Genomic DNA, 20,829 nt, shown 5'->3' on the forward strand with positions numbered 1-20,829 from the left:
TCAGTCGCCAACCTGGCCACCGGGACGAATGACGTTGTGGAAGCGAAGCGGACCTGAGAGGCTGACTTGCTCGACGATCAATCCCACACCATTTCGATTTGGGACGTCTTCTGCGTCAGTCGTCGAAACTGAGCGTCGGCAACGTCGTGCGACAACATCGGCAAGCGGTACACATGATTGGCGGGGCCCGCCGCGGCGGTGTCGATCCGAACCGTTCGCATCTTCCAGCGTCGATCAAACGGAGTTTCTTCGCAGCTGATGGACTGAATGCGATCGTAGAAGGTGCAGCTTGTTTTCCGAGTCCAAACACCTTCGCGAATGACAATCCCGTCCTTGGTCGGCAGTTCTGCGAACTGGAAGTGCCGGTGCCGCCGTGAGTTCAGCCAAAGACTGAAAGGTGCAAGACAAATCGCAACGGTCAGCCCACACATTGCCGCGAAAAGCAGCACGCCCCAGGTCGATGAAATTGGTAACCAAGAGGGCGATTGATCCGTCACGAGAAAGGTGAACAACGCCACCAGCAAACCAACACCTTGTATTCGCAACAGCCCTTTGCGGCGGCGGCGTCGAAGTGCACGGTCGTCCAAACCACGCCAATGGAAGGTGTCTTCGTCAAATTGCAAGCCGGGTCGCAATTGCTTCATCAAGCTCGGGACTTCGGATTGAGGCACGATGGGAATGAACCAGCGTCGAGTCACCGTGGTCGCCGCGTTTTCGTTTTGTTGGCCCGCGCCGCCAGCCGTCTCGATGCGGATCGAACACAGCTTCATCCAGCGTTCCAGCGGAGAGGCTTGGATGCTGATCCACTGAATCCGTCGACGAGGCACGGTTGCCGAAACCTTGGTCAGCAAACCGCACGACAGATGAAAATTCTCGTCACGCAGTTCCAAACGGTAACCGTGAAATCGCAAAACGTACCAAGCGATCCCAAGAAGACGAATCGCGAACACCGCAATCACAAGTGCGCCCACCCACAGCAACCAGGAGGACCACCACGAACCCGATAGTTCATCCGGATTGATGTTCCGCGTTGTCAACTCATTGGCAAGCTTGCGAGCCAGTTGGTCGTTGTTGCCGAATTGCTGCGAGATCAAACCCAAAACGATCCCGACCATCACGAATCCGCGATTGCTCGCCAGGCCCGCTTGGACAAGCCACTTCAAAGGGATCTGCAGTAGCGTCGTGGATGCTGCGATGGGCGTGCTGTCTGTCACCGCCGCATCAAGCATCGCGGTTGCTTGGCTATCGGTGAACTGCGGTGGATCGGTTGATGGAGAGTCCGTTGCCGAGCGTGCGGAGACTCTTGCGGCTTCGATTTGTGAACGCAGGGAGTCGACATCTTTTAATGCGAGGACTTTCAAAACGGCTTCGGGTTCGGTGCCGCTGGCAGTTTCCACGCGGACTTCGGCGACTTTCAAAATGCGATGAACGACGTTCTGAACCAAGTCAACGTTTTGGATGCGGCTGACCGGAACCACTCGTTTCGAACGAAAGATCAACCCCGAGGTGACGATCAGTTCTTCACCCAGAAGTTGGTAGCGATACGTCCAATAGTGGAGAAAAGCGAAACCGCCAAACAGAAGCAACAGGACCAGCAACATTCCAACGGCGCCCATCATGCCGAACCAACTGTTGCGAGCCATGTTCCAAGCCACAAACGCGATGGGAAGGAAGACATGCTTGCCGATCGCGAAGGTTTGAAACAGCATCGATACCGGATGCAGCGGACGAGGTGCCAAGTTCATGACGCATCCGTTGCGGGGGCATCGCTGGCCGGATCGGCGGACAGCGGTATTTCCGATGGCGGCATTGAGGACGGCGTTTGGTCGGTTGGCTCGACGGCTTGCTCAACGGGTGGAGCGATGACCGACTGTTCGGATTGCGTTTCGAGACGACCGTTGATCAACGCGTCTCGCAAACGTTCGGCCATCTCGCTGTTCAAGTTCTCCAGTTGCACGGAAGAGTTTTTGGTTCCAGCGGTATGGACGACCAACGTTGACAACCCGTGCATGCGTTGCAGTGGGCCTTGAGCAATGTCGCTATGTTGCATTCGCGAATGAGGCACCGAGATTCGATGTCGCCACCAAACGCCACTGCGGATCTCGAGACCTTCGTTGCTGATTCGCCAAGCGGCGGCTTCATAGGCAGCAGATGGATAGAACCATCCGAAGTAAATTGCCAAACCGAGCAACACGAGGTTGGCGGCACCCGCCCAAATTGTGAGATCGAAATTGAGCATTCGCATCCATGTTGCCAGCCCCCATCCGATCACGCTGGCGAGAAGCAAGCCGACGACCAAGACGGTTCCAATCATGTGGTCGAGTTTCAGCGCCTCGATCGGAAGCGACTGAAATTCTCGCGAATCAAGGTCGACGCCGAGTTCCGCGGTGTTGACATCTTCCGCATGAGCCGACGCTGTTGTGTTCGCGACCGGTCCAACCTCCGGTTTTAGCTCAGCGGCGCTGTGCTCTATAGGCTGGTCGCTCGTGTCGGTCGTTTGGGGGTCAAAGGTCATGCACGCTTCATTGAAAAGAGAAGTCTGATTCGATGGGGCTTTTCGAAGTTGGAGGATATTGGGGGATGAGCTAGACTGTTTGTCCCTCCTGCGGACAATTCCACTTTGTCTGCGAACTTCCCCACCGAAGTGCTTTCCTAGCATTCTTTCATGTCCCGAGCCCAAAAGTCTCCTCGCGTCGCGATCGGTTTTTTGACCGGTTGGGCGTTCTGCAGCGCATTGCCCAGCGTCGCTCAATCGGCGGATGATCCGATGGTTGCTTGGCAGAAGCAATACGACGAAGCAATTTATCCGATTTTGGAAGAGGCTTGTTCGGAGTGCCATTGGGGCGCGGACGCTCAAGGTTTCGACCTCGAGAAATACGTGGAGTCCGACCGTCTGAAAAAGGGGGCCGCGGTTTGGGAAGAGGTGGCCAAACGAGTTCGATTGAACGAGATGCCACCGGAAGGCAGTCCCCAACTGAACGACCAACAAAAGGCACTGGTGCATCGTTGGTTTGATTCGCGTCCGCAACAAGACGAATGCTCTCAGCTCGCCAATGAGGAAACGCAGTCGTGGTACCGCGGCGTGGTGATGAGCCGTCGTTTGACGCGGACGGAGTACCTGAATGCCATCGATGAACTGGTCGGGTTTCCCGTCGACGAAAATCTGGAGATCCCGTCGGATGGGTCTGGTGGAGAAGGATTCGACACGGCGGGGGATGCGCTCTTCACGTCGCCGCTGCACATCGAACAATATTTGGCGGTTGCCAACCAAGTGATCGGCGACGCGATGAAGCACGGAGGTGAATCTTCGTTGGCGGTGCGTCTGTTAGGCACCGTCGATGAGGACGGACCTGGAAGCAACGCATCCGCCCGGTCGGCACTACGAAGGTTTGCTCGCCGAGCTTGGCGACGCCCGATCGAATCGGCGGAACTGGATCGTTTGATGAGCTTGGTGGAACATGCCAAGGCATCGGGCCGCAACATGCCGGAAGCAACCGCGGAGGCTTTCAAGGCCATTCTGGTTTCACCCAACTTCTTGTTCGTGGTGGAAACTGAATCAGAAGCGGGCGGCGTTCAACCTTTGACACCGCATCAGTTGGCGACTCGATTGGCTCTGTTTATTTGGTCATCTGTTCCTGACGAAGCGTTGTTGGATGCTGCGGACGCGAACGAGTTGCAGGCCGACGATCAAATCCTTGCTCAGTTGCGACGGATGCTGGCGGACGAACGCTCTCGGGCACTGGGGGAGAACTTTGGTTTGCAGTGGTTGGGACTTTCGCAGTTCGAAGGCGAGGCGAAGCCGGATGCCAAAATGTTTCCGAACTTCGATGCGAAGCTCGCCGCGGATATGCGGGAAGAAGCCATTCGAACGGTGTGGAATGTCTTTCGCGACGATCGTCCGCTGATGGAACTGATCGACGCCGATTCGATCCACGCCAATGAAACGCTGGCGTCTTACTACGGGTTGGATGTCGCGGAGGAGACTTGGGCAAACGCCGATCCAGAGTTTGGGGATGTGTGGCAACGATTGCCGTTGTCCGATCGCCGACGTGGTGGCGTGATCACCCTGGCCGCTGTGCTGACACGCTCGTCCTACGGTCATCGAACCAGCCCCGTGTTGCGTGGACGATGGGTATTGGAAGAAGTCTTGGGTGGTCGTGTTCCGCCACCACCACCGGGCGTGCCCGCGTTGGAAGAAGCCGAAGCCAACCACGCGACAACATTGCGTGAGCAATTGGAATTGCATCGCAAAGATCCTCAATGTGCGGCATGCCACAATCGAATGGATCCGATCGGTTTTGGTTTGGAAAACTTTGACGCGATCGGACGTTGGCGTGTTGAGCAAGACGGGCTGGCGATTGATTCCAGCGGCAAGCTTCCGTCCGGCGAAACGTTTTCAGGTCCGGAGGAATTGAAACAGTTGTTGTTGAAACGCAGCGGCGAATTCAAGAAACACTTCGTGAAGAAGCTGTTCGGTTTCGCATTGGGGCGTTCACTCAATAAGTTTGACCGTTGTGTGGTCGATGATTCGCTCAAAGCGTTGGATCAAAACGACCAGCGTGCGGTGGTGGTCTTGGAAACCATCGTCACCAGTTATCCGTTTCGGCATCGCTATTTCAAACCGGCTCAAGATTGAGTTCCGATAGGTACATCATGAAAACCAGTATTCCTCGGCGTCGTTTTCTTCGCGGCAGCGGTGTGTTGTTGGGATTGCCCTGGATGGCATCGATGGCGGAAACGCTGCGGGCATCCGAGACTCCGTCCGCGAAAGATTCGTCGGAGTCACCGAAGCCTCCGTTGCGGACCGCGTTTTTATATTTCCCCAATGGTGTTTGGGAGAATGATTGGGTGCCGACGAAGGAGGGCACGGACTACGAGTTGTCGCCGTCGTTGCAGCCGCTATCTGATCTGAAGGATGAGTTTTTGGTACTGTCCGGTTTGGACAAGAAACACTCGCATGGTGGCGACGGTCACTACGCCAAAACCGCCAACTTCCTTACCGGAATGCCCGTCGCGAAGACGACCGGAAAAGACATTAGCAGTGGCGGCGTGTCGATCGACCAATTGATTGCCGCGAAGGTTGGTGCCGAGACACCCCTGCCTTCGTTGGAGCTGGGGATCGATCCCGTGATCAGTGGAATCGATAGCAACGTCGGTTACACGCGGTTGTATGGTTCGCACATCTCATGGCAGTCGCCAACACGTCCCATTGCCAAAGCCATCAATCCTCGAGTGGTTTACGAGCGTTTGTTTGGCAAGCGGTTGCAAGCCAGTGCGCCCGAGGCACAGTCCTATCGCAACTTGTTGGACTTTGTGTTGGAGGATGCTCGTCAAATCCGCCGCGGACTCAGCCGCGATGATCAGTTCAAGATGGATGAGTACCTGGATTCAGTTCGCGAGGTCGAAAAACGAATCGAATTCGCGTCACGCGACCAGAGTCACCGAGCACGTTACGAAGCCGAACGTGAGCGTATCGTGGACGGTCATGCGTTGGAGATTCCCGATCGTGGCACGCCGCACGACTTTCGTCAGCACATCAATCTGATGTTGGACATGATGGTTTTGGCGTTTCAAACGGACTCCACTCGCGTCGCAACGTTCATGTTCGCCAACGATGTTTCCGGACGTTCGTTCCGGTTTCTGGACGGCGTGCATGGTGGCCATCACGAGTTGTCGCACCACGAAAACAAAGAGGAAAAGATCAAGCAGTACCAATTGATCAACCGTTGGCACGTTGAACAATTCGCCCGCTTGCTTCGCAAGATGCAAAGCGTGAAGGAAGGCGACTCGACATTGCTGGACAACAGCATGGTGATGTTTGGAAGTAGCTTTTCCGACGGTAACCGGCACGATCCAGACAACCTGCCGTTGTTGCTGGCGGGACGTGGGGGAGGGACGATTCAGCCCGGCCGTCACTTGGCTGCGAAGGGGCAAGTCCCGGTTTGCAATTTGTATCTGTCAATGGCCAAACGCTATGGAATCGACCTCGAACGATTCGGTGACAGCGAAAAGGAAATGACGGAGCTGTCAGACGCCTGATTCGGCGTCTGGCTCGGTGTCTTCCACATCACGCCGCACGCATCCGCCGGCTTCGCGTCGAACTCGGTCGCGCGGCCAACGGAACAACTGATCTTTGGCCAGTCCCGGTACACGGCCTGGCCCGCGAGTCGCTTCAGTCAGCGGTCGTTGGTGTGACGTGCAATCGCAGCATTGGCGGATTCGCCGTGGGGTGCGTTCGCGTTGCAAACCCGTGAACGTAACTTTGGCTGGGGGCGTTTGGTGTGACGCGCGTGATCACCACTGTCGCCGTGGACCCAATGGCTTGCTGGATGAAGTCCTTCAGTCTTTCGTCTTGAAGCACGAACTGTCCCACGGGTTTGGATTGTGGGACGGTGAACTCGCCCAGCAATTCAATCTTCTTGTCATCCAGTTGATAGGTGTTTTCGCGACGGCCGGGGAAGTGTTCTCGATGGAGGTCTTGCGAGTCCCACGGAATGTTGTGTTCGGGACGAATTCCAAACACTTTGAACTGCGAGTCCGGCACCAAAGACAGATACCCCATGCCTGTCGCGATTCCCTCCAGGCGAAGTTCAGCTTCGCCAATGTCGGATTGAGTGACGCCCGAGAGGTCAAAGCGAATGAACGCTTTGCGATTCCATTCCGGTGATTCGGCTGAGTGCTTGACCAGCAATGCGTCATCGGGTCTCGGAAAATCATTCCCCTCCAATCGAGGTCCAGAGGTGACGTCACCCTCGTCCCCGTTTCCGTAGGCGGAACTGATGTGAATGAATTCGCCATTGGATCGATCGGTTCTGCGTTGATCGGTTACCGTGCGGTTAGTGGGGCGGGAAATCGTTTCTAACTCGTGTTCAGATGCATAGGCTCGTCCGGACCCATCCAACGTCATTTGGCGACCGTTGGTCAAGTGCTTCACGTCCATCTTGCCTTCCATCAGGTCAAGTCGTGCGTCTCCCGCCGAGTCCACAAACACACCGAATTTGGTGCCTCGATCGATGATTTCGGCTCGTGGTGTTTCGACGACGAATCCTTCGCCGCCTTTCGCGACTGAACCGACGATGCTGCCCGAATGAAGCCGGCATCTTTGGGAGGATATCAATTCAATGTCGACCGGGCCTTCCATGCTGACGGTGACTTTGGGGAACTGAATCTCAGCGATGCCGGAGATCAGTCGCAATCGGCCGGATGTGAGTTCTTGTCCGACGGAAGTTGGCAAAGTGCCATTGCCCCATTGGCAGTTGGTGGATGACAAGATCGTCGCCACGGGCTGAGGCTGAAGCGTCGTCCATTCCCAACCGACCGCGGCAATGAAGATCAGCGACGCGGCGATCAGAGGCATGTATCGCCAAAGCCAGTTCGGGTGATCGGGCGCGGAAGAGACCGGTATCGACGGTTGAGAAGTGGTGGGGTGTGCGTCCCAGGCTAAGCTCGATTCTTGATGAGCGTGTTCGATGTAGTCATCCAAGAATTCGTTGGAGGACGCGAGCAGCGTTTGTAGCTCGTCGATCTCGTCCTGCGTGGCAGTTCGGTCCAGGACGGCGTCACGCAAGAAAACATAGCGTTCTCGTTGTTCGATGTTCATGCTAGCCAAGTCCTTCCTGCGATAGGGTTTGATCCACGCAGTCATGCAAGGTGGTTCGGATTCGTCGGAGCATTTTGTAGACGGCTTCCACGCTGGATCCCATTTGGTTGGCGATGGATTCGACGGAGCAGCCCAGCCGATACCGTTGGTCCACGAAGGTTCGTTTCCGCGGGGGAAGTTTCTGGATGCAGTTTTCCAAGGCGTCCAGCCGGCTATCGAAGTATGCGGAGCGATGTTCTTGACGTTCGGAGATCAACATCATGGTTTCGGTGTCAAAGCAGGGCCGCTTGGCCCGCTTCTTGGAAGTGAATGCCCGAACTTGGTTCAGAGCCACCGTGCAGGCCCAGGCTCGGAAATTGGAGCCGGATTCGAATTGGTGATACTCACGCCATAAAACCAGATTGGTTTCCTGCAACACCTCGTCCGCATCATTGCGAGCGGGAATCAGTGAGTGGATGTAGTGGAACAACAGACGCTGGTGTTCCGTCAGTAACTGAATGAATTCGGTCGTGTCCTGATCCGTTTCGCTCATGGAATTGGAAATTGCGGGAGGTTGAGCATCAGGCTGAGCCGTCATCGCGAAAGTGCTGAGCCGTCATCGCGAAAGTTCCGGGGCCGGGCGGTCCAGCTTCGTCGGGCGGTCCAGCTTCGCGAGAAACAAATCCACCAGATTCCTTGCGGTGGTGATGCTGTCGAGATCGTATTGAATGGTTCCGGCGGACTGGAAAGACGAGTCATCGGCATCGGCATCGGTGTCGCTGTCCTCGCCCGAATCGGATGGACTGCCGCTGGTGACCACTCCATGGCCGGTCAGTTCCAAAATTGCATGGGGCATTTCGCGATCTACATCGATCAACGCCGTGTACAGCAGAGATGGTTGACCCCATTCAGAGTCGGTCCAATGTTCGTTCGGGTCCGCTGGTTGATTAAGCTCCACACAAACCACAAATCGGTTGCCTTTGCCGGTTTCCAAATAAGGATCCAAAGCGAATTGGTGTGTTTGGGTCGCGCCGGTCATGCCATCGAGGTTCCCATCAGGATCGATGCCCGTCACTGCGGTGTAAGCGTGTCTCCAAATGGGAAGCACATCGCTGCGACGAACGGGGGCAGAGCTCGCGGTCGAATCGACGCTGTCGGAATACGCAAGGCTTTCGTCCAGATACAACGTTTCGATCATCGTCCCGGTCGTGGATTCGGCCCACACCGCGGCGACGGGAAGTTTGTCGAGGGAGTTCGAAAACCCCAAGTGAACCGCTAACTGCCCGCTGTTCGGGGAGTTCGATTGGCGGACAACCCAAAGACTGTGATCGGTGTTGTGGACAAAACCCGCCAACGAAGACGCACGCACAATTTCTAAACGTTTGCGGGCTTCGTAACTTTGGTCCATGACCCACTGCGACGGTTGCCATGCGGACAGGGATCCCGCCAATAAAATTCCGGCGAAGAGGACGACACTGAGCTTCGTCAATATCCCGATCGGTTTGGCTCGCGACGACACCATGGTTTTCATGTAGGGAATTCGGCCCAGCACATGGCTGACGACCAACCCGACGCAGACAATTCCCGATACCACATGAAGTCGCGTGGTGGTTTGCGAAAATGGCAGCAAAAACACCGCCACCCCGGTGAGAACCAGGGTGGCGAAAAGAAACAGCAATGCGAGATTGACCCAATGGCGCATCAGGTGGTTTGCTTCGTGGGTTCGGTTGTTGGGAATCCGATCCATTCACGCAATTGGCCAATGTGTTTTTGACCGACTTCGCGAGGTGAGGCGTCAAACTTTTTGCACAACGCCGCCGCGTAGCCTGTTGCGACGCCCATCTGAGCACAGGTGTTCATGACACGAGGGCCGGCGAGACCGATGTGTGAACAACTGAAGCAGCGACCGGCCATCATCAAGTTGTCGATGTCTTTGGAATACAGGCTTCGGAACGGAACAAAGTATTCGCCGCCAGTTTTGTAGAACAGGGCGGTCGACAGGAAGTCGACGGCGTGACCTTGCAGCGTTTTTTGGTAGTGAGTGTCGATGTCACGAACTTCGACCACCACCGCATCTTCAAAGGGGCGACGTTCGGCCGCGTCTTGCATGGTGTAGATGTGATCGCCCATCAATCGCCGCGACTCTCGTTTGCCACCGACGAATGAGACCCATTTCAGTTTCCATGGTGCGTTCTTTGGATGCTGCTTCGCGTTGGCGAACGAACCATAGATCGCACGCAGCATGTGGTCGCGAATTTGTTCGGCATCTCGAATTTGGTCCAGGTCGTTGTCGGAGTATTCCCAGTACCATTCGCCGGCGGTGGCTTCGTGGTCCTTGGCAACCGGCATCGCCCAAGGCACGTCGGGGAACTGGCTGCGCTGGTTGGTTTTTTCCGCATTCCATAGCACCGAGGTTCCCATCACACGTTTGTCCGCCTCTTCCGGGCTCCACAAATCGCCGTGTTTGTCCCATTGCTCACCAAATTCCTTGTGAGATTCGCGGCCTTCACGGTACTCCGCTCCGGCCCAATACCCGAGCCAGCCATCACCGGTCGCGTCAACGAACACGGGGGCTTTGAAGCGACGGAGTTTTCCGGTGATCACATCGCGGGCTTCGACCGTTTCGATTTTGCCATCGTTCTTTGAGAGGCCGCATGCGATGTGTCCCGCGAACAGCTCCACACCGGATGCTGCCATGGTGGCTTCGCGTTTGCGTTGGTCTTTCTTGGCTTCGGCACTTCCGTTGGGATAGTGCTCGGTATCAATCGTTTTCAAGATGTCAGAGGAATGACCGTGAATCCCCAGCGTGTGGACGCGAATTTCTTCGGACGCGTTTCCGCCAAAGATTGGTCGGTCTTGGATGAGGGCGACGCGAAGGCCTTTTGATTTCGCAGCCAGAGCGGCACCGCAACCTGACATGCCACCGCCGACGACCACCAAGTCATACTCGGATTCTTCCACTTTCCATGTCGATCGTCCGGACACGAGGTCTTTCCAAGCAACGACTTCGCCGGCGTCGTCCGATGGCAATTCTGGAGAGGCTTCTTTGCTGAAGAAGATCGCGTCGCAGCGACCATCGAATCCCGTCAGGTCTTGGAGTTCGATCTGAACTTGCTTGTCACCGCTGGCTTCGAAGGATCCACCTGACTGCCAGTGCCACGCGGAGTTTTCCGCACCGAATTCAGTCGGCAACGTCGTGCCGTTCAGACGGACTTGGAAACGTCCTGGACTCTTCCAATCACCTGGGCACCAGTCACGTGTTCGCACCCAAACGTTCCATTTGCCAGACGATGGCAGGCTGACCTTCGTCGTGGCGTTTGGGACCGGCGTGCCCATCCCGTGAGCAAGCAAGTAGCAACCGCCCATTTGTTGGTAGTGCTGAGTGTCCAACTTCCAGCCACCCAAATCGTCGAACTGGCTGGCTTCGACCAACACGCCGGTGGAAGTGTCGGAGCTTTGCGATTGGGAGGTGAGTTCCTTGGTGAAGGCGTAACTGGGAGCGGTTGCAGAAAGCACGCCGACGCCGCCGACCACTCGCAGGAATCCGCGTCGTCCAAGTTGTTCGTTTTTCATGTTTGAGGCTGGTATCGATTGGGGGCGTGTGGAGTCGGGACCGAATGGGCAACGAAATCGGGGAAAAACTCCCGTGGGTCAACGCTGCCTCGCCTGTCAAAGAGGGCTGGCGAGCCCGTTTTGGACACTCAATAGAGAAGTTTTTTGAGTCTTTAGGTGAGAATCTTGTCCAATCCAGGCCTGCAGTGCCTCTTGAACATACATGGACGCAAAATGCGTCTGTCCATCTAGTCGAGGGTGCGGCCCCAAAAACTGCATCCGAACCCTTTTCATTCAAGAGGATGCGTATTGTGAATGCACACAAAAGTCGCGGCGGGTTCACGCTCGTCGAATTACTCGTCGTCATCGCAATCATTGGCGTTTTGGTCGGGTTGTTGTTGCCTGCCGTTCAAGCCGCCCGAGAGGCCGCGCGGCGCATGTCGTGCAGCAACAATTTCAAGCAAATTGGGTTGTCTTTGCACAACTATCACGCCGCGTACAACCGGTTGCCGCCCAACGGCACCGGTCCCTTGTATGCGGCCCAGAGAGGCTTGAGTGCGAACGTTGGGCTCATTCCATTCATGGAGCAGCAAGGCCTATGGGAAATGATGTCCAACCCTTTAATGCCAGAAGCCGGTGAGACGCCCACCGACGCGATGTCCACGGGCCAGTGGCCGCCGTTTGGTCCGCGACCTTACGTGGATTTGAATGAGTACGATCCGTACCAAATGCAAACGCCGACGCTACGTTGCCCGTCCGACCCAGGAATGTCTCCATTGGGGACCGGGATGACGAACTACGCGTTCTGTCACGGAGACACGAGTTTGCGGGTGGGTTATCCACCGAGCAGCCAGTGGGCAGACCGAGGCGCATTCCGTGGTTTGTTCATGCGACACACACCTCGCAAGTTTCGTGATGTGCTGGATGGTTTGTCCAATACGATCGCGATGGCAGAAATCAAAACGGACATGGGTGACCGCAGTGTCGGTGGTTCGGTTGTTGATCGCACTTATTTTCCCAATGACGATTCGATGGGTTCGGATCTGACCGTGTGCACCGATGTCATCGATCCGCAGCGGCCTCAGTTCATCGAGCAATCGGTGACGTTGTGGAACAGTGGCGGCACGTCTCGCGGGGGGCGTTGGTGGAACTGTCACCTGATGATCACGGGGATGAACACCATCCTTCCTCCGAACTCGCCCACCTGTGCCATGCAGTGGGGAACGTCGTGGCAATCCGGTGTCTTTAGTTCCGCCAGTCACCACCAAGGTGGCGTGCACGTGTTGCTCGCCGATGGTGCCGTGCGTTTTGTCACGGATTCCATCGACGCGGGGAACCGCCAAGCAAACAGTATTTCCAAAAACTACAACAACGTTGGTCAAGCGAGCCCCTACGGGTTGTGGGGTGCACTCGGTTCCATCGCAGCCAAAGAAACCATCGAAGGATTTGAATGATGCATCGAATGAAAAACAACACCAAAACCATGTTGTCGGGGCGATGCTTGGTCGCAGCCGGTTTGTTGATCAGCGCGGTGGCTTTGCCCGGATGCACCGAAAGTGGTGGTGACGCGCAAAAACTGACCGCGGAGGAAGGGATTGACTGGGAAGCCATCGAAGCCGAAGGAGCGGAGATCGCCGAAGGTCAAAAGCAAGGCGAGTGAACGCTTGTTCGGAAGGACTTTGGGACGCTCGAGCCGGCAGTGTTGCTGGCTCGAGCGTTTTTTTATGCGCGTTGCCTGCGGACTAGGGCTTTTTCCAAACAACGGGCTTGCGTCGGTTGGGATACAATTCGCGGCAAAGGTCGCAGACGCGGCCATCGCATCCTCGGGCGGTGCAGTGCTCTCTTCCGTAGAAGATGATCTGCAGGTGCAGTTTGTTCCACGAGGATTCGGGGAAGAGCTTCTTCAGGTCCTTTTCGGTCTGCACCACGTTTTTCCCGCTGGACAGTCCCCAACGCTGGGCCAATCGATGGATGTGAGTGTCCACCGGGAACGCAGGAAACCCAAACGCTTGGGACATGACCACGCTGGCGGTCTTGTGTCCCACGCCAGGCAAGGCTTCCAGGCTTTCAAAGGTGTTGGGAACCTGGCCGTCGTGCTGGTCGATCAGCATCCCAGATAGCTTGGCCAATGATTTCGCTTTTTGCTTGGAGAGCCCCAGCGGCCGGATGATCTCCAAGATGCCTTCTTCACCGAGGGCACGCATGGCCTGCGGTGTGCCCGCGACTCGGAATAGTTCGGGGGTGACCTCGTTGACCTTTTTGTCCGTGCATTGCGCGCTGAGCAACACGGCGACCAGCAATGTGAACTCGTCGGTGTGGTCCAACGGAATCGGCGGGTCGGGATACAGCGTGTTCAGACGCTGGAGGATGACGGTGGCTCGTTCTTGCTTCAACATCGCCGCAATATAACGATTGAACCCAACCTCACCATCCAGTACCGCGTAGGTCAGGCCTCGCCTGACGATGGTGAAATGCCGAGCGAGTTGCCCCGATCGAGCGATCGATGTCGATCGATGGACGCCTCGCTTCTATCGAAGCATCGGGGCGGGATTCCATGTGAGACATGGCCTACGGAGGATGCCGTGCGCGGTATGAGTTACGGTCTTCGAGGACCACCCTCGTGTAGGTCAGGCCCCGCCTGACGAGGGTGAAATGCCGAGTGAGTTGCCCTGATCGAGCGATCAACATCCATCGATGGACGCCTCGCTTCTATCGAAGCATCGGGCCGGGGTGCCATGTAAGACATGGCCTACGGAGGATGCCGTGCGCGACATGAGTTACAGTCTTCGAGGACCACCCTCGTGTAGGTCAGGCCTCGCCTGACGAGGGTGAAATGCCGGGCGAGTTGGTCCGATCGAGCGATCGATATCGATCGATGGACGCCTCGCTTCTGCCGAAGCATCGGGCCAGGATGCCATGTGAGACATGGCCTACAGGGGGTGCCGTGTGCGACATGGGTTACGGTCTTTGAAGAACACCCTCGTGTAGGTCAGGCCCCGCCTGACGAGGGTGAAATGCCGAGTGAGTTGCCCTGATCGAGCGATCAACATCCATCGATGGACGCCTCGCTTCTATCGAAGCATCGGGCCGGGATGCCATGTGAGACATGGCCTACAGGGGATGCCGTACCGACACACGTTACGGGGAATGCCGTGTGGGACATGGCGTTGGGGTGATTGCGCTGAACGGCATGCTTGCCGTGACTGCCGCTGTCAAATTTGGTAATTGACTTCGGGACGCAACTCGTCGGCGGGTTCGTCTGATCCGCGAACTTTCAATTGCGGCTTTTCGAGCACCACGGTCGTTCCCGGCGAAACGCTGCGCGTGATCCAAACGCTGGAACCGATCACCGATTCGCGGCCGATCACCGTGCGTCCGCCCAGGATCGTTGCGTTGGCGTACACAACCACTTCATCCTCGATCGTCGGATGACGCTTTTGGCCGCGGATCAATTGACCATCGGCATCGGTTGGGAAGCTCAGTGCACCCAGGGTCACCCCTTGGTAAAGCTTCACATGGTTCCCAATGTGGCAGGTCTCACCAATCACGACACCGGTTCCGTGATCGATGAAGAAGTACTCACCAATCGTTGCACCGGGGTGAATGTCGATCCCGGTTTGTTTGTGCGCCCATTCCGTCATCATTCGAGGAATGAAGGGCACGTCCAACTGCACCAATTCGTGTGCGATTCGGTAGACCGTGATGGCTTCGAAACCGGGGTAGCAGAACACGACTTCGTCGGTCGTTTGGCAAGCCGGGTCGCCGTCGAAGGCAGCTTGCACGTCCGTTGCCAGCATGCGACGGAGTTTGACAATTCGCTTGAGCAACTCGATCGCCATGGCTTGACCCTTGGCTTCGAAATCGATGTCGGTCTCGCAATCCTTGTGATTCTGCAGCACGCGGTGCTCGTGACGCAGTGCACGAGCGATTTGCGTGGTTAGCTGATCGTGAAGAGAATCGATCAGACCGCCGACGTGATAGCGAATGTTGCCGGCATGCAGATTCGTGTTTCGCTTGTACCCCGGATACAGGATGTCCTTGAGATCCAACAGGATGTCAACAACCGCGGTGTAGCTGGGCAGTGGGCAGTGACCCAGATGATTGATGGAATCATCCTTGGTGTAGGTGCTGACGACCTGTTCGGTCAATTCAGGCAACTGCTCTTTCAGCCGAAAATCGGATGCCACGCCAAAACTCCTTCGAGCGACTGCGAAACAAATTCACCGGCGAACCGGAATCGAGCATCCCAGGCGAGTGTGCCTGGGATGGGCTCGATCAAAATGTCCTGATTCAGATCAGGGGCCGATGCTGGGCGGATTGTCCAGCAGGAAATCGCGGGGACCGCGGTGGGTATAGTAAGGATACGCGACTTGGGCAGACGGCGCACCTGGGGTGAATGGCTGAGCTTGCATTTGAGCCGCCGCACCGTGGCCCAGCAGACCTGGGTTCAAGTGCGAGCTGTAGCCCAATCCGCCTTGCTGCCATCCCAAAGGACCCGTTTCGCAGCCGGAGGTTCGGCAACCGGTTTTGCAGCCAACCAAACGGCCGCGGGTTTTGCCGAGCAATCCGCCGCTGCCGACGCGACCGCACGAGCCATCGCCGCAGGTTCCGCTGTTGCACGAGCCATTGCCGCAACCGCAATCAGAAGTCGCGACGCCGCAGTTGCCAGTCGCACATCCGCCACGAGTGTTGTGGTGAAGGCATCCGGTGCTGATCATCAGCATTCCGGCCATCGATCCGAGTAAGAGCCAACGATTCATTCCGAACCCTTCCATCCAATATGAATTGGGTGCCAGAGGCGAGGCTCCGGCACGTGATACGAGCTTTTCTTTCACCCTTCGTTTCGGCCGTTGGCATTGATTCGATGCACACAATCGCACCAACCGCGCCAGAAGTCGCCGGAGGCGGGCGGCAAGGTTTACCCAGATTGACAATTGAGCGATGTGTGGCCAAAAAGACGGCGAAAACCCAACGATCCACCAGCCAAATGCGACTGGACCAACCGGATAGAATCGCGGTGGCATGCAGGCGTTTTCCCGTGAATTCGCGTGCAACTAGCAGATCACAGCGTTAGTCTGAGTGGTGCGTCATCGCGACGCAGGCCTTTTCATGCTGGACATGAACGGCGGCGACGCGAATTCTCCAGCAGGCGGGAGTCATGACCTCATCGCAATCCACATCGCCCTCCGCGAAAACATCCGAGCCGATGTCGAGCCATTTCGCGTCCATCCAACGCTTCGGCACTGATTTGCCGGATGAGTCGCCCGGACGCGTTCTGCACTGGTTTCGTCAAATCGTGACTTTGCTCGCGATCACTGCGTTTCATGCCACGCTGAGTTTTTCCGCGTTGGCGATGATCTTGATTGCCATACGAGGATTCTTCTTCGCGCCCGGTCTATCGCTCATCGGCATGTTGGGTCTGGCGGCCGCGGCGATCGCTGCCATCACCGTCGGAGCCTTTCAAACGCTGATCGTGACGCGATACGAAGAGTATCCGTTCCACTGGTTGCTCGCTCGTCGTTTGCGTCGCGTGATTGCCAAACGCCGTCACGCGATCGTCGAGCCTCGCGACGCCTCATCGCGATTCTGTGAGGTGGTTCCCAAAGACCGTTGGAAGTTGCTGCGGATGGAAACCGCGGCGGATCTCGTTTACGTGCGGATTGACGAAGACGGGGTTTGGATGGAAGGCGATCGTCAGCGATACCATTTTCCGCCGAAATGTATTTTGGGGGCGATGCCGCAATCGTTTTCGCCGGCGGGCGGGTGGACCCAACTGCACGCCGCGATGATCTATGTCCGCACGGTGGATGGTCCCGAAGAGATCCCCGTGATCTATCGCGATTTCTCATTCGCGGAAATGGGGTCGGCGGAACGACGGCGTCAGCGTGACCAAATGGTCGAAGCCGTTTGCGAGATCGCTCGCGGCAGTGAGTACGAACCCATCTCGATGCCCGAAGACGTTCGGGAACTTGCCGAGCCTGCCGGCACCGATTCGCTGAACCCCTACGCGCCGCCGCGGATGGTTTCGCACACCGGTGCATGAGAATCCGAAAGGCTCAACGCAGAGGCGGAGTCTCAGGCTGGGAACGGTCGTCGTTACGCTCCGCCAGCAGTCCCCAGCAGAACGCGGGAACGATCTGCCCAAATAGCTTTTCATACAGTACCCACAGAATGTTCCATCCAATCAAGATGGAAAGCACGGGTGGATCTGATTGGATGTAATGATTGGCTCGTAAGAAAATTGGAAAGCTGGTCACGGCGATCAATGACAAAACCCACCACCATGAGTTTTGTCCCCAATGACGGATCGTCAGATAGTTCCCGCAATGTTCACAGTGTTGAAACGGAAACAAGAATTGCCATCGGTTGATCGGTCCTCGGCACACCGGACATCGATGGCGAATGGGTTCCGGGTCGACCGGAGGTGGTTGATACGGATTGGTCATGATCAACGCGGAGTTGGTTGCCAGATTGGGAGCGTTCCGCCCGACATCATACCGAACGGAAGCACGTCTTCATCGCATATGGCATGCACCCGCGTCCGGTAACTCACTCTTCGCTGCTGGGCGGTGCCAATCCAAGCGATCCGCTGGTTAGGTAGGTTGACCAGAACAGAGGCTCGCTGCCTTGGATTGGTTGCGAGTCCTCGTCGGCTTTGCCAAGCAACGGTTCTCCGTCGACCGACAGATCGGCTTGTCGAAGCAAGGACACCCCTCGCCGAGTCGCTGAAGTGAGGTTGGTGTGCGGCGTTTCGTTGATCAGTTCCGCCGTGACGGTTGCTGCGGATTGTCCGCCGGTCACCCATCGTGTCATCGTGATTTCACGAACGCCGCTGCAACGAAGTGCGGCCAAGGGAAAGAAAATCTCAGATCCGTCGCCCAGTTTGTTGGCTCCCGCAGCCGTCCGATAACCAGGCAAGGCCACCGTGCGTGGACCGCTGGCCGGGAAACGTATCCAGCCCTTGATCGAATCCCATGGTCCAAAGTTGTCCGTGCGAGGCGAAGCCGAATTGTTCGGGATCAACATCGTGGCGACGGGGTTGGCAACATTCGGTGTGACCGGAGACGCAATCAGCAAATGCCCGACGGCCAGACCCAGGCGGTCAGTGGGCGGAGCTGAACCCAAGGACCAGTGGATGGGATCGTCGGCGGCCGCCAGCATCTCATCGATCATTTGCTGATTGAGTTCTTGTTGTCGCGGGGCGAAGAAGGTGCCAGCGGCCACCGCGACTCGTTGGGCTTCGGTGGTGGTGCCGACGTCCCTAAGCGCGAGTCCAGGTGTCGGCGCGTAGGTAATTTGAAACGAATCCGCCCACAGCCGCGAATCGGTCGCTGGATCGTTAGGCGCATCTTCGGTTTGGGCGTCGTCGGCAACATTCTCATCCGCGGTTGCCAGATCGGCTTCGCTGGCGGGCAACAGCTCAAACGGCAAGTACCAAAGCGGTCCATCGGGAACGATGATCAACTGCTGCAGTCCGCTTTCGGACCAATTTGCATTTTTGGGGAAAAGCATCTCCTTCAGTTTGGATGCTGATTCACGCCAAGAATCGTCGTCGGGCAATCGCTTGCCGCGATTTCGATTGGCGCCGATTTCGGACAACAGCTTTTGCAGCATCGTCGGCATTCGCCGGCCGGCGGGGCACAACCAGCCCACCGTGTTGCCATCCCGAGTCATGGTTGCCACGATTCGGTTTCCGTCGACCATGAAAGTCAGCAACCCGGTGCCGGCGGGAAGTTTGGTCGCGTCCTCGGCGGCGACCGCTGGCGGACAAACCGCGGGGACTTGAAGACGTTGCAAAGCGATCTGCGTCGCCATGGATTCCTGCCTCGCCGCAATGGATGGGTCTCGCGGTTGATCGTCTTGCCCGGCATCACGCAAGGAAGCTTGAACGTTCTGGCGCAATTCGTTCAGCAGCGGCGACGGTTGAGCGATCATGTTTTTTGCAGAAGGCCAAAACGTATCCACGGGATCCGTGACCAACGCACGAACGTCCATCACTCGACCTCGCAGTGGCAATGCCGAAGCCAATCGAGCCGCCAGAATTCGATCGGTCGCCTGCAACGCATCCACGCCGTTGTTCTCTCCCACAGCCAAGTCCAATCGGCTGCGATGAAGCGGCGTGGTGTCCAGTCCAATCAGAGCAATCGCATCAACGGGATCACGTCGCCAAGTGGCCATCGAAACGGGAGACGTGAAGTAGTCGAGCAAGTTCTTCGCTGATTGATTGCCGATCGAACGACCCATCACAGATTGGACCAAGCCGAGTTGGTAATGCGAGGGCATGGAAACCACGGGGCGATTGCGATCGCGACGGTTGTTCACGAAGTCATTCAGCGATCCCATCGCGTTGGTCAGTTTGCCTTCGGATCCGCCCAGCGATTCGCCGCGTGCGGCAGCGATGCGTGCCGCGACGTAGGCTCCGTAGGCTTCCAAACGCGGGAAGTCGACGTCACGACGGGCTGCAATTTCAATGGCAACCGCCATGCTTTCGGCTGCCGCGTCGACCCGCCCGGCACTGATGGCCGCATCGGCGGCGACCAAGTAACAGTGCAACGAAGCCAAACGCGATTCGCGGATTAGGGTTTGTCCCGCGAGGATCGCTGATTTCTCCACGGTGCTGAACTGCCGTGAATCGGCGGCGCCCACGGCCAACTGCAATGCTTCGCCGATCAGCTCGTATTGTTCCAACGCCGCCGCGGCATTGACCGCGCGTTGGGACGTGGCGACCAAGGTTGCCGACGCGTTGGGATCGAGGTTGCCAGTGTTGTCGCCTTGGATGCCCACCGCCACGCCAGCCACCAACATCATCGGTGTCATGGAGTGAACTGATCCGCCCAACATGGAATACTTGCCCGCACGGTCCATCACCGTGGTGTCTTCGCCGACCGCGTATTGTCCGATGCCACGCATGGCACCGATCAGCGTGCGGCCACCGGGCGAGTTCAGCCCGCTGGGGTACTTGGTGGATTCCATCACTTCCGCGGCCAAAGGTTCCGTCGCGGACAGGTCGCCCATGATGACACGGCGTCGATACATCATCATCGCGATGCAGCGCATGATCTCGACAGCGTCAATGCGAATCAGATTGGGAGCTTCGATGCGTCCGCCCTGTTGCAAACGTTGCTCGGTCAGAAATTCGCCGCTTTGCAGCATCAGACTGTTTGGAACGGGAGCCAACCGAATCGCGTTGGCTTCGGGCCACAAGTTGCTCTTTCCGGCTTTGATCGCGCCGCCACGATCCAGGCCGCTCCAGTCGATCGCGCCCAACCAGCCACGATTCTGGATGGTGATTCGCATGCCCGCATCGAGGTGTGTTCGGCAAAGCGGAAGGTGACCCATGTGCCAGTAACATTCGGCCAACATGGCGTGAGCCGGAATTGCGTCGATCCATTTCCCGTTGATGTCGGTCCGTGCACTACGCAGCGCTGATTCAAAGGCTTCCACCGCGTTTCGTAGGTCACCGTCCCGATAGATTTTCAGCCCGGTGTAGTAGGCTTGTGGTGGATATTGGTTGCCCGTTTGAGCGACGCCACCGAAGCCTTGGGCTTGAGAAAGACGCGAGTTTGCACAGAGCGTTGTGACGAGGGTCAGGCAAACCAAAGCCATGAACCGGGGCGTCCAAGATCGTTTGATTTTCGTTGATGGATGCACAATCGAGCCAGCAAAGATGGGGAAAGGGACCATCTTCGCATTCTATC

16 protein-coding genes are annotated in these 20,829 nt (G+C 57.0%); 5 read left to right on the plus strand and 11 right to left on the minus strand.

Going from position 1 to position 20,829, the window contains the following annotated elements:
* Positions 1–77: 77 nt before the first annotated feature.
* Together LOC70_RS21765 and LOC70_RS21770 are read right to left on the minus strand one after the other, a co-directional pair.
* Positions 78–1,745: a PH domain-containing protein gene (locus tag LOC70_RS21765; protein WP_230256074.1), complete on the minus strand. Its 1,668-nt coding sequence runs from the start codon at positions 1,743–1,745 to the stop codon at positions 78–80.
* Positions 1,742–2,515 carry a PH domain-containing protein gene (locus LOC70_RS21770; protein WP_230256075.1) on the minus strand — a complete coding sequence of 258 codons (774 nt, stop codon included), beginning with the start codon at positions 2,513–2,515 and terminating at the stop codon, positions 1,742–1,744. The genes LOC70_RS21765 and LOC70_RS21770 overlap by 4 nt, the downstream gene beginning before the upstream one ends.
* Positions 2,516–2,665: 150 nt before the next feature.
* Here LOC70_RS21770 and LOC70_RS21775 point away from each other — a divergent pair, with 150 nt between their 5' ends.
* Positions 2,666–4,636 (plus strand): DUF1592 domain-containing protein, encoded by a 1,971-nt coding sequence (locus LOC70_RS21775; protein WP_230256076.1) that lies wholly within the window; start codon positions 2,666–2,668, stop codon positions 4,634–4,636.
* 17 nt (positions 4,637–4,653) lie between these two features.
* Positions 4,654–6,039, plus strand: coding sequence for a DUF1552 domain-containing protein (locus LOC70_RS21780; RefSeq protein WP_230256077.1), 1,386 nt, complete (start codon positions 4,654–4,656; stop codon positions 6,037–6,039).
* Positions 6,040–6,172: 133 nt separating this feature from the next.
* Here LOC70_RS21780 and LOC70_RS21785 read toward each other — a convergent pair whose 3' ends face one another.
* From LOC70_RS21785 to LOC70_RS21800, 4 genes are all read right to left on the minus strand, one after another.
* Positions 6,173–7,645: a FecR family protein gene (locus LOC70_RS21785; protein ID WP_230256078.1), complete on the minus strand. Its 1,473-nt coding sequence runs from the start codon at positions 7,643–7,645 to the stop codon at positions 6,173–6,175.
* Positions 7,602–8,132, minus strand: coding sequence for a sigma-70 family RNA polymerase sigma factor (locus LOC70_RS21790; RefSeq protein ID WP_230256079.1), 531 nt, complete (start codon positions 8,130–8,132; stop codon positions 7,602–7,604). The genes LOC70_RS21785 and LOC70_RS21790 overlap by 44 nt, the downstream gene beginning before the upstream one ends.
* A 63-nt stretch (positions 8,133–8,195) precedes the next feature.
* Positions 8,196–9,281 (minus strand): hypothetical protein, encoded by a 1,086-nt coding sequence (locus LOC70_RS21795; protein ID WP_230256080.1) that lies wholly within the window; start codon positions 9,279–9,281, stop codon positions 8,196–8,198.
* Positions 9,281–11,152 carry an FAD-dependent oxidoreductase gene (locus tag LOC70_RS21800; RefSeq protein WP_230256081.1) on the minus strand — a complete coding sequence of 624 codons (1,872 nt, stop codon included), beginning with the start codon at positions 11,150–11,152 and terminating at the stop codon, positions 9,281–9,283. The genes LOC70_RS21795 and LOC70_RS21800 overlap by 1 nt, the downstream gene beginning before the upstream one ends.
* Positions 11,153–11,433: 281 nt before the next feature.
* Here LOC70_RS21800 and LOC70_RS21805 point away from each other — a divergent pair, with 281 nt between their 5' ends.
* Both LOC70_RS21805 and LOC70_RS21810 read left to right on the plus strand, forming a co-directional pair.
* Positions 11,434–12,585 carry a DUF1559 domain-containing protein gene (locus LOC70_RS21805; protein WP_230256082.1) on the plus strand — a complete coding sequence of 384 codons (1,152 nt, stop codon included), beginning with the start codon at positions 11,434–11,436 and terminating at the stop codon, positions 12,583–12,585.
* An 8-nt stretch (positions 12,586–12,593) separates the two neighbouring features.
* Entirely contained in the window at positions 12,594–12,791 is a 198-nt protein-coding gene (locus tag LOC70_RS21810) for a hypothetical protein (RefSeq protein WP_230256083.1), read from the plus strand.
* 82 nt (positions 12,792–12,873) lie between these two features.
* Here LOC70_RS21810 and nth read toward each other — a convergent pair whose 3' ends face one another.
* The 3 genes from nth to LOC70_RS21825 all read right to left on the minus strand — a co-directional run bounded on the left by nth (position 12,874) and on the right by LOC70_RS21825 (position 15,891).
* On the minus strand, positions 12,874–13,527 hold the full coding sequence (gene nth / locus LOC70_RS21815; RefSeq protein ID WP_230256084.1) for an endonuclease III: 654 nt from the start codon (positions 13,525–13,527) through the stop codon (positions 12,874–12,876).
* A gap of 816 nt (positions 13,528–14,343) precedes the next feature.
* The gene (locus tag LOC70_RS21820) at positions 14,344–15,318 is read right to left on the minus strand and encodes a serine O-acetyltransferase (protein ID WP_230256085.1); all 975 of its coding nucleotides are present in this window, start codon (positions 15,316–15,318) and stop codon (positions 14,344–14,346) included.
* Positions 15,319–15,426: 108 nt separating this feature from the next.
* Positions 15,427–15,891, minus strand: coding sequence for a hypothetical protein (locus tag LOC70_RS21825; RefSeq protein WP_230256086.1), 465 nt, complete (start codon positions 15,889–15,891; stop codon positions 15,427–15,429).
* A gap of 398 nt (positions 15,892–16,289) precedes the next feature.
* Between LOC70_RS21825 and LOC70_RS21830 the strand changes: the two genes are divergently transcribed.
* Positions 16,290–17,174: a hypothetical protein gene (locus tag LOC70_RS21830; RefSeq protein WP_230256087.1), complete on the plus strand. Its 885-nt coding sequence runs from the start codon at positions 16,290–16,292 to the stop codon at positions 17,172–17,174.
* A 13-nt stretch (positions 17,175–17,187) separates the two neighbouring features.
* Here LOC70_RS21830 and LOC70_RS21835 read toward each other — a convergent pair whose 3' ends face one another.
* Together LOC70_RS21835 and LOC70_RS21840 are read right to left on the minus strand one after the other, a co-directional pair.
* Complete coding sequence (locus LOC70_RS21835; RefSeq protein WP_230256088.1) at positions 17,188–17,577, minus strand: hypothetical protein; 390 nt, start codon at positions 17,575–17,577, stop codon at positions 17,188–17,190.
* 103 nt (positions 17,578–17,680) lie between these two features.
* Positions 17,681–20,737, minus strand: a complete 3,057-nt coding sequence (locus LOC70_RS21840) for a CHAT domain-containing protein (protein ID WP_230256089.1) — start codon at positions 20,735–20,737, stop codon at positions 17,681–17,683.
* Positions 20,738–20,829: the final 92 nt, after the last annotated feature.

The organism is Rhodopirellula halodulae (genome assembly GCF_020966775.1).
Lineage (GTDB): Bacteria > Planctomycetota > Planctomycetia > Pirellulales > Pirellulaceae > Rhodopirellula > Rhodopirellula halodulae.